Raw genomic sequence first — 924 nt, 5'->3', positions numbered from 1 at the left:
CTTCTCACCTTTTCACCTTCTCACCTTTCCAGTCAGTTTCTGAACTCCAGTCCCTCACCGCCGGCGTCAACCACTATCGGCTTCTCACGGTTAACGTTGCCGCTGAGCAACTGTTTGCTCAGGTCGTTGAGCATGTAATGCTGGATGGCCCGCTTCACTGGACGCGCTCCGAACTCGGGGTCGAAGCCCACGTCGGCAAGGAAGTCTATTGCTGCGGGTGTCACTTCGAGCGTTACGTCCTGCTGTTCCAGCATCCTCTTCACGCCGTTTACCTGCAAACGAACCACGTCCGCAATCTGATTTTTGGTCAAAGGCAGAAACATTATGGTCTCGTCGATACGGTTGAGGAACTCCGGACGGATGGTCTTCTTCAGCATTTCCATCACCGTGTCCTTTGTTTTCGCTATCACGGAGTCGCGGTTTGCGTCGGTGATATGCTCGAACTCTCCCTGTATGTACTGGCTTCCGAGGTTGGAGGTCATGATGATTATCGTGTTCTTGAAGTTCACCGTACGTCCCTTGTTGTCGGTAAGACGGCCGTCGTCGAGCACCTGCAGCAGGATGTTGAACACGTCGGGATGGGCCTTCTCGATTTCATCGAACAGCACGACGGAGTAAGGTTTGCGCCTGACTGCTTCCGTAAGCTGGCCTCCCTCGTCGTATCCGACGTATCCCGGAGGCGCTCCGATGAGTCGTGACACGCTGAATTTCTCCTGGTATTCGCTCATGTCTATACGTGTCATCATCGTCTCGTCGTTGAACAGGTACTCGGCCAATGCCTTGGCAAGTTCGGTCTTTCCTACGCCCGTTGTGCCAAGGAATATGAACGAGGCGATAGGCCTTTTCGGGTCTTGCAGGCCCGCGCGGCTGCGTCGTACGGCGTCGCTCACGGCGGTGATGGCCTCATCCTGGCCTATGACACGC

General features: G+C 55.3%; 1 protein-coding gene. It reads right to left on the bottom strand.

The window, feature by feature from the left end:
- Positions 1-32: 32 nt before the first annotated feature.
- On the bottom strand, positions 33-924 hold an 892-nt coding region (locus H6A34_RS14475; RefSeq protein WP_205106088.1), incomplete at its 5' end, for an AAA family ATPase.

It is taken from the genome of Marseilla massiliensis (genome assembly GCF_016899855.1).
Lineage (GTDB): Bacteria > Bacteroidota > Bacteroidia > Bacteroidales > Bacteroidaceae > Prevotella.
Note: the sequence above shows the minus strand (reverse complement) of the source record. Positions and strands in the feature narration are given on the sequence as shown.